Annotated in this window: 8 protein-coding genes; 5 read left to right on the top strand and 3 right to left on the bottom strand. The window is 35.3% G+C overall.

Annotation, left to right across the window (positions count from 1 at the left end):
• Positions 1-1,590: molecular chaperone HtpG (htpG, locus tag ACY65O_RS07820; protein ID WP_462220296.1), on the top strand; the 1,590-nt coding region annotated here is incomplete at its 5' end.
• A 48-nt stretch (positions 1,591-1,638) separates the two neighbouring features.
• Here the strand turns inward: htpG and ACY65O_RS07815 are convergent.
• From ACY65O_RS07815 to ACY65O_RS07805, 3 genes are all read right to left on the bottom strand, one after another.
• Entirely contained in the window at positions 1,639-2,319 is a 681-nt protein-coding gene (locus ACY65O_RS07815) for a class I SAM-dependent methyltransferase (protein ID WP_462220295.1), read from the bottom strand.
• On the bottom strand, positions 2,316-4,019 hold the full coding sequence (gene recJ, locus ACY65O_RS07810; protein ID WP_462220294.1) for a single-stranded-DNA-specific exonuclease RecJ: 1,704 nt from the start codon (positions 4,017-4,019) through the stop codon (positions 2,316-2,318). Before recJ ends, ACY65O_RS07815 begins: the two co-directional genes overlap by 4 nt.
• 80 nt (positions 4,020-4,099) lie before the next feature.
• The gene (locus ACY65O_RS07805; RefSeq protein ID WP_462220293.1) at positions 4,100-5,062 is read right to left on the bottom strand and encodes a polyprenyl synthetase family protein; all 963 of its coding nucleotides are present in this window, start codon (positions 5,060-5,062) and stop codon (positions 4,100-4,102) included.
• 284 nt (positions 5,063-5,346) lie between these two features.
• On the opposite strand from ACY65O_RS07805, the gene ACY65O_RS07800 reads away from it, so the two are divergent.
• From ACY65O_RS07800 to ACY65O_RS07785, 4 genes are all read left to right on the top strand, one after another.
• Positions 5,347-6,999: an OmpA family protein gene (locus ACY65O_RS07800; protein WP_462220292.1), complete on the top strand. Its 1,653-nt coding sequence runs from the start codon at positions 5,347-5,349 to the stop codon at positions 6,997-6,999.
• A gap of 245 nt (positions 7,000-7,244) precedes the next feature.
• Complete coding sequence (locus ACY65O_RS07795) at positions 7,245-8,075, top strand: outer membrane protein assembly factor BamD (protein WP_462220291.1); 831 nt, start codon at positions 7,245-7,247, stop codon at positions 8,073-8,075.
• Positions 8,044-8,385 (top strand): DNA-directed RNA polymerase subunit omega, encoded by a 342-nt coding sequence (locus tag ACY65O_RS07790; protein ID WP_462220290.1) that lies wholly within the window; start codon positions 8,044-8,046, stop codon positions 8,383-8,385. The genes ACY65O_RS07795 and ACY65O_RS07790 overlap by 32 nt, the downstream gene beginning before the upstream one ends.
• Positions 8,386-8,466: 81 nt before the next feature.
• Positions 8,467-8,829, top strand: a 363-nt coding sequence (locus ACY65O_RS07785) for a flavoprotein (RefSeq protein WP_462220289.1), incomplete at its 3' end; no start/stop codon positions are given.

Below are 8,829 nucleotides of genomic sequence, written 5' to 3'. Positions count from 1 at the left end.
GGCGCCGAAGAATTTTTGGAAAAATACAAAGGGCAAAACGAAAATAATATCATTGGTCATTTTGGTTTGGGTTTTTACTCTGCCTTTATGGTAAGCGATAAAGTGGAAGTATTTAGTAAAAGTTTTAAAGAAGATGCCCAGGCAGTAAGATGGGAATGTGACGGCAGCCCCGAATTTACGCTGGAAGATGTAGAAAAAGAAAATAGGGGAACCGATATTGTTTTACATATTAATGAAGAGAGTAAAGAATTTTTAGATGCTTACCGAATAGAAGCCATGCTGCAAAAATTTTGCAGATTTTTACCAGTGCCCATTTACTTTGAAAATGTCAATGAGAAAAAAGAAGAACTAAAAGAAGGAGAAACAGCAGAGCCAGAAAAGTCAATTAATAATCCAACACCAGCCTGGACAAAAAAACCTTCTGAATTAACGGATGAAGATTATATAAATTTTTATAAAGAATTATATCCTTATGGCGAAACGCCTTTATTCTGGATACATTTAAATGTGGATTATCCTTTTAATCTTACCGGTATTTTATATTTTCCTAAAATCAAACAATCTTATGAAATACAAAAAGATAAAATACAATTATACAGCAACCAGGTTTTTGTTACAGATGAAGTAAAGGAAATTGTACCGGAATTTTTAATGCTTATGCATGGCGTTATCGACAGTCCGGATATACCGCTGAATGTTAGCCGCAGTTATTTACAGGGAGATCAGAATGTAAAAAGGATCAGCAGCCATATCACTAAAAAAGTTGCTGATAAATTAGAAGAGATATTTAAGAATGACAGGACACAGTTTGAAGAGAAATGGGAAAGCCTGGGCTTGTTTGTTAAGTATGGTATGATGACCGATGATAAGTTTTTAGAGAAGGCCAATAAGTTTCATATTCTGCAGGATGCAAGCGATAATAAATTTTATACCATAGAAGAATACAGACTTGCAACAGAAACGCTGCAAAAAAATAAAGAAGGTAATTTAATTATTTTGTATACTACCAATCCTGTACAGCAGGACGCATATATTCAGCAGGCTGTTTCCAAAGGTTACAAAGTAGTAAAGATGGAAACCATTATTGACAATGGTTTTATACAGCAAATGGAAATGAAATGGGAAAAAGTACAGTTTGTAAGAGTGGATAGCGATATAACCGATAATTTAATTGATAAACAGGAAGGCGGCGAAAGTGTGCTGAGTAAAGATGATGCAGCAAAGCTTAAAGAATTATTTGGCGTAAAAATTCCGGAATTAAATGTTTCTGTAGAAGTAAAAGGATTAAGTAATGATGCGCCTCCGGTAGTAGCAACAAGGCCTGAGTTTATGCGCCGAATGAAAGATATGGCAGCTATGCAGGGTGCTGGCGGCATGGGTGCATTTTATGCAAATATGCCCGATGAAGTTACTCTTACTGTAAATGGTAATCACGCTGTATATAAAAATATTTTAGCGGAAGGTGCAAAAGAAAAGCAGGAAAAATTAGTACATAATCTTGCAGATTTAGCGCTGCTTTCCCAGGGATTATTAAAAGGTAACAGCCTTACTAATTTTATAAACAGAAGTGTGGAATTGATGGGCAATTAAGAAAATAATATTTTTTAAAAGCGGATTGTTTGAAAAAGTAATCCTCTTTTATTTTAATTCTAAAATGGCAGCTTCTAAATATTGCATCTTTTGCGTATAATAAATTTGCTTAAAACCCACAGCCAGTAATTCTTCTTTATACAAAGGGTTTACATAGATTAAAGTGATAGGCCTTGAGTTGATTTCAAAACTTTCTAAAATATTTTCTGCAACGCCACTCATAATTACATCATCAAAAGGGTTAAACATAAAAATGCAATCTACATCGTTGGGTATTTCAAAATAAAAAGCATCGTTATTAATTATTTTATATTGCAGATCCGGGAATTGTTTTCGGGTCATACTAAGGTTTTTCTCAGCAGCTTTACAAAATTCTTTCGAAAAATCTATGCCCGTTACTTTACCAAACCCTTTATTTGCGGCAACACACAAAGCCCTGCCTTTACCACAGCCAATATCTAAAAAATGATTAAATGATGAATTGGTTAAGCGGTTTAATTGTTCAATCATTTCTTCCAGTAAGGAGTAACTTACAGGCATGTAAATAGTGGAGTGGTCAGTATCAATTCCTCTTTCTTCCAGCTTTTTCAATTCATCGGCACCGGTAGTTATAATACCGTATTTTTTTTCTCCTTTTATTTCCTGCGATAGAATGTACTGTGCAATTTTTATATCCCATTTATAAGCTAAGTAAAAAAAATATTTTATATAGTATAAATATTTTTTCATTCAGATAATTGCAGGTCAATAACTTTCAATTGTAATGTGGTGTTGCCATTCCATTCGTTTTCATCAATGGTAAAAACAATATCAACGGGTTTTTGCATTTGCAGCAAATGAAATTTTTCGGCCATGTTAAATCCAATACCTGTAAAAGTAAAATTATCCTGTTTAATAATAAACCTTATGTGCAGGTCTTTTACAATTTTTGAGTAGCCTGTATCAGTAACTTTTTTTGCAATAAAAACCGGCCGCATATTTTCTGGCCCAAAAGGTTCCATCTGGCAAATAATATTGTAAAAAGATTGGTTGAGGTTGCTGAATAAAATTTCAGTATCAATAATAATTTCAGGAATTAATAAATGGTCTTCAATGGTAGCAGAAACTACTGCTTCAAATTTATTTGCAAATGCTTCCACATTTTCCGGCAGCAAAGACATACCGGCGGCTGCAAAATGGCCACCATAACCTAAGAGGTATTCCCTGCAGGCATGTATTGCTTCGTACAAATTAAATCCTGGAACGCTTCTGGCACTGCCTGCAGCCACTTCGCCGCTTTGAGTAAGTACAACTGTTGGCCGGTAATATTTTTCAATCATACGGCTGGCAACAATACCCACCACACCTTTATGCCAGTGATCCTTAAAAACTACTGTAGTTTTTTTATGTATTAATTTTTCATCTGCATCAATTATTGCCAATGCTTCTTCTGTAATGCTGCTGTCTGCTTCCTTGCGGTCACTGTTATCGCTGTGCAGCATTTCGGCAAATGCTAATGCTTTATTATATTCCGGTTCAATAAATAATTGCACAGCTTTTCTTGCATCATCCATTCTGCCTGCAGCATTAACCCTTGGCGCAATTACAAACACCACATTATTAATTGATAATTTTTTTTGAATACCTCCTAAATGGATCAATGCTTTTATACCGGGATTGGGATTACTGTTTATTTTTTCTAAACCATAAAAAGCCATTATTCTGTTTTCCCCTGTCATAGGTACAATATCTGCAGCAATTGCTGTGGCAACTAAATCTAAATAACAATAATAATGCTTTTCTTCAATATTAAAATGCTGGGCCAATGCAGTAATTAATTTAAAACCAACACCGCAGCCACACAATTCTTTGTAAGGGTAATTACAATCTTTTTGTTTAGGATTAAGGATGGCTGCAGCATCAGGAATTATATCATCAGGTAAATGATGATCGCAAATAATAAAATCTATTCCTAAAGTTTTTGCATAAGCAATCAGGTCAACCGATTTAATACCACAGTCTAATGAAATTATTAAAGTAAAATTATTTTCTTTTGCAAAATCTATCCCCATTTTGCTTACGCCATACCCTTCACGGTAGCGGTGTGGTATATAAAAATCTAAAAGAAAAGTGTCATAAATTTTACAGAGAAATTGGTACATGCAGGCCACACTGGTAGTGCCATCAACATCATAATCTCCAAATACTAGAATCTTTTCTTTTTTTTCAAAAGCAGCGGTAATGCGTCGTACAGCCATGTCCATGTCCTTCATTAGCCAGGCATCGTGTAAGCCGGTTAGTTGTGGCCTGAAGTATTGTTTTGCCTTTTCGAAATCATCAATATCCCTTTCTGCCAAAATGTTGCAGATGGTTTTATTAATTTTAAGCGATTGCTGCAAACTTTCCACTTTACTTTCATCAGCTTTTAATATGTTCCATCTTTTATCCAAAAAATAATTTCTTTAACTGATTAATCAATAATAAACTTTAATTCAATCTTCGCTGTTTCCTTTTCTGGGTACAGCGGCTTTTAATATTTTCTGTCGGTAGTGTACCGTACCAATTGTTCCAGTGCTTTTCTCACTTCGCCATCTTTAAATTCATACAATATTTCCAACGCTTCATCTCTGTATTGATTCATTTTTTGTTCAGCATAAATAATACCGCCAGCTTCTTCCACAGTATCAATTACCAGTTTTACTTTTTGGGCATTGGTGTTTTCATTTTTAATTATATATATAAGTTCCCTTCTTTTTTTAGCATCAATTTTATTTAGTGTGTATATTAACGGCAGTGTAAGTTTTTTTTCTTTTATATCATTACCCGTTGGTTTGCCTATATCTGCTTTGCCATAATCAAAAAGATCATCTTTTATTTGAAAAGCAATGCCAGCCTTTTCTCCAAACAACTTCATTTTAGCAGTAACAGCAGCGTCTTTGCTGGTGCTGTAAGCCCCAATGGCACAGGCTGATGAAAGTAATGAAGCGGTTTTATTTTTTATTATTTCAAAATAAATATCTTCCTTCAAATTAAGTTTACGTGATTTTTCAATTTGCAGCAATTCGCCTTCACTCATTTGTTTTACTGCTTCGGAAAGTATATGTAAATGTTCAAAATCGTTATTGGTGGTAGATAACAAAAGGCCTTTAGAAAGCAGGTAGTCACCAACTAAAACAGCTATTTTATTTTTCCAAATTGCATTGATAGAAAAAAAACCTCTCCGTTCAAGAGATTCATCTACAACATCGTCATGTACTAATGTGGCAGTGTGCAACAGTTCCACCAATGCTGCAGCTCTGTAGGTGCTTTCCCCAATTTCGCCATGTAGTTTTGCACTTAAAAAAACAAACATAGGCCTTAACTGCTTGCCTTTACGTTTAATGATGTATTTCATTATCCTGTCAAGTAAGGGCGTGCTGCTTTTAACAGCTTCGGCAAACTTTTTTTCAAAAATATTCAGTTCTGGTCCAATAATATCTGTTACAAATCTCATAGAAAATGAAAGCAATATAGCACATGAAAAGGCGCTGTCAAACTATTTTATAAAGGGGGAGTTACAAAATTATTAAGAAATAATTCTTTGGAAATCAATAAATACTTTAACTTTAATGCAACGAAACTGCTGACTATGATGTCTTTAGCAATCCAAATGCAGTATTTTTTGAGATTTTTTAGCCAAAATTAAATGTTAAAAATTTTTGGTTTAATAATAGTCATTCAATACTTTTGCATTAAATCAACTCGTACACATTTAGAAATTTTATTAATTATTAAGTTATGACAAGCAAAAAGTACAAAATCTTATTAACCGCCTTTACCTTTTTTGCCCTTGGAGCATTTGCCCAGGTTGGCGGAAGTGGAAGCGTTTATGACTCCTCTGTTATTCCTGCTAAAGGAATGCCACAGCAAAATGAATTCTGGAATAAATCCTACAATTTTCCAGCTAAGCCACGTAACATGTGGGAAGTAGGCGTTTCTACTGGTATTTTTACCGTTAGTGGAGATGTTACATCAAAAGTATTAACAGCACCAAATTTTGCCGTGCATGTAAGAAAAGCTTTTGGGTATGTTTTTTCTTTAAGGTTGCAGTACATGAATACTGTGGGCAAGGGACAAAACTGGGGAGGTGCCAACAACTTTGGTAAAAATGATGCCTACAATGTTAATTTACTGGCTGGAAAACGTTATTTTTCACCTGATAGATTAAACTCTGGTCAAATTGTTTACAGCGATGGTAATGGAGGCTCAGCCCGTTCAGCAACTGCCGATGTGGTTTATTACAACTACAAAGCTAAGGTTCAGGATTTAGGTTTACAGGGTATCGTTACTTTAAACAATATCCGTTTTCACAAGAAAAAAACTGGCATAATCATTTATGGTGGTGGTGGTATTGGAGCTACTCTTTACAATACCTCGGTTAATGCTTTGGACGCAAGCGGTAATCCATACAGGACCTTATTTAATGGTATTACAAACACTACCTACAAAAATCGTAAAGATGTGTTAGATGCTTTAAAGGCAGGAATGGATAAAACTTACGAAACTCCTGCAGAAAATCAGGGAGATCGTCGCCCTAAAATAGGAAAAAATACTTTAAAGCCTTCTGGTACTGTATTAGCTGGTGTTGCCTTTAAATTAGGCAAACGTGTTAATTTGGCTATTGAAGACAGATGGACTTTCATAAAAGATGATTTATTGGACGGTCAGCGCTGGCAGGAGCATGCATCAGGCGACGCTGTGTTAACACGTGATTTTGATTCTTACAATTATGCATCTGTAGGCTTAAATTTTAACCTTGGTGCTAAATCTGTTGAGCCATTGTGGTGGCAGAATCCATTGGATTATGCATATGATGAGTTAATGAACCACCGCAACCAAAAAATGCCAAAAGTTGAGTGTCCGGATGCTGATGGAGATGGCGTTTGCGACCATTTAGACAGGGAACCAAATACACCTGCAGGTTGTAATGTAAACACTCATGGTGTTACTGCTGATACTGATGGTGATGGTGTACCTGATTGTAAGGATAAACAATTAATTACTCCTACAGAATGTCAACCTGTTGACGCTGATGGCGTGGGTAAATGTCCAGATCCTGAATGTTGCAAAAATGCTCCAGGTAAAGGAGATCCAATTTGCCCTGCTGATTACCCAAGCCTTTCTTTTAAAGGTAATACCGCTGCATTAAGCGCAGATGTTAAAGCAATGTTAGCTACTGTCGCTTCTAAATTAAAGGCAAGCCCTAATTGTAACATTACAATTACAGGTTACCCTGAAACATCTAAAGCTTCTCAGGCAAATTGCCAGAAAAGAGTAGATGCAGCTAAAAATTATCTTGTTGAAAAAGAAGGAATAAGTGCAGACAGAATTACTACTAACTGCGAAATTGGTGGTGGCGACAAGAATACAGTTGATATAAAATCTAACTAATACAGATTTTCAAACTTTTCACTTTTTGCTCAATGATAGCCCTTCCGTTTTCGGGAGGGCTTTTTTTTGTGCCACTCCTTGCACAGCATCCTGCGGAAAAGGGGAAATGGAGAAGATTTGTATAGAAGATTACAACATTTAAATATCAATGGCCTTATTTATCAAACTCTTAACTACCAATTTTTGGTTGATTGTTTATTTACTGGCATTTTTGAGTAAATTCCTTTAATTTTGCATTCCTTTATATGAGAGTAACTAAAATTGTATTGGCAGCCCTTTTTTTATTAACCATTGCAACATCCTGCAATAAGTATAATAAAATTTACAAAAGCAAAGACTACGAGTATAAACTTAAAATGGCAGATGAGTTTTTTGCTAAAAAGAAATACAAAGTAGCACAGCAGTTATACGAAGAGTTGTTCCCAGTATTTAAGGGCACTGCAAAATTTGAAGAACTGTATTATAAAGACGCCTACTGTTTTTATTATATGAAGGATTACCTGCAGGCGCAGGCTTTATTTAAAGGGTTTTTAGAAGTATTTCCTAACAGCCCTAAAGCAGAGGAAGTGGATTATTTACATGCTTATTGTTTTTACAAACAATCACCAAAACTGGAGCTGGAGCAGGTTAATACAACCAAAGCAATTGGCATGATGCAGACTTTTATTAATACGCACCCCGGCTCGGCACGTATTAAAGAAGCAACTGAAATAATTGATATTTGCAGGGCAAAGCTGGAACAAAAGGAATATCGCTCGGCGGAATTGTATTACAATTTAGGTCAGCACAGGGCTGCAGCAATTGCTTTTACCAACTTAATAAACAATTACCCCGAATCGGTAAAAGGAGATGAGTATAAACTGAAAATAGTAAAAGCGTATTATAAATTTGCAAAGCTTAGCTTTGTAGATAAGCAAATTGAGCGTTACGAAAAAGTGATAAGCGAATACCAGGATTTTGCAGACCGCTACCCCGAAAGTAAATTATTAAAAGAAGCAGAGAGTTATAATAATCTAAGTCAAAATAACATTAAAGCAATAAAATATGAGCAAATTACGTCGTCAGTTAACAGGTAATACCAGCAGTGTTGTAGAACCTAAAAGTTTATTTGATATAAAACAAAAAACAGGTAATATTTATGAATCTATTGCTATAATTGCAAAGCGTGCTAACCAGATTAACATTACCGTAAAGGAAGAATTGCATAATAAACTGGAAGAATTTGCCAGTCATACGGACAGCCTGGAAGAAATTCATGAAAACAAAGAGCAGATAGAAATTTCTAAAGCATACGAACGTATGCCAAACCCTGCTTTACTGGCTACAACAGAATTTATGGAAGATAAAGTGTACTTCCGCAGAAACGACGAAGACCTTTTTAGTTAATAACAGTAATATTTAGCAATATTATTAACAGAAGAAGTTATAATTTTAACCCTTCTTGCCTTATGCAAGATGGGTTTTTTTATGCTGAAAGGAAAGAAAATTTTATTGGGTATTACAGGCAGTATTGCTGCTTATAAATCTGCAATATTGGTTAGGCTTTTAGTAAAACAGGGTGCAGAAGTAAAAATTATTATGACCACTGCTGCTAAAGATTTTGTTACGCCACTTTCGCTGTCCACCTTATCTAAAAACGATGTACTTGCAGATATTACAGATAATGATACGTGGGCCAATCATGTAATGCTGGGCCGCTGGGCCGATGTAATGCTGATAGCACCATTAAGTTGTAATACACTTGCAAAAATGGCCAACGGCTTATGCGATAATTTATTAATGGCGGTTTATTTATCCGCTACCTGCCCGGTAGTAGTTGCCCCGGCTATG

The organism is Ferruginibacter sp. (genome assembly GCF_031430955.1).
Lineage (GTDB): Bacteria > Bacteroidota > Bacteroidia > Chitinophagales > Chitinophagaceae > Ferruginibacter.
This window is presented reverse-complemented; position numbering and strand designations above follow the sequence as displayed.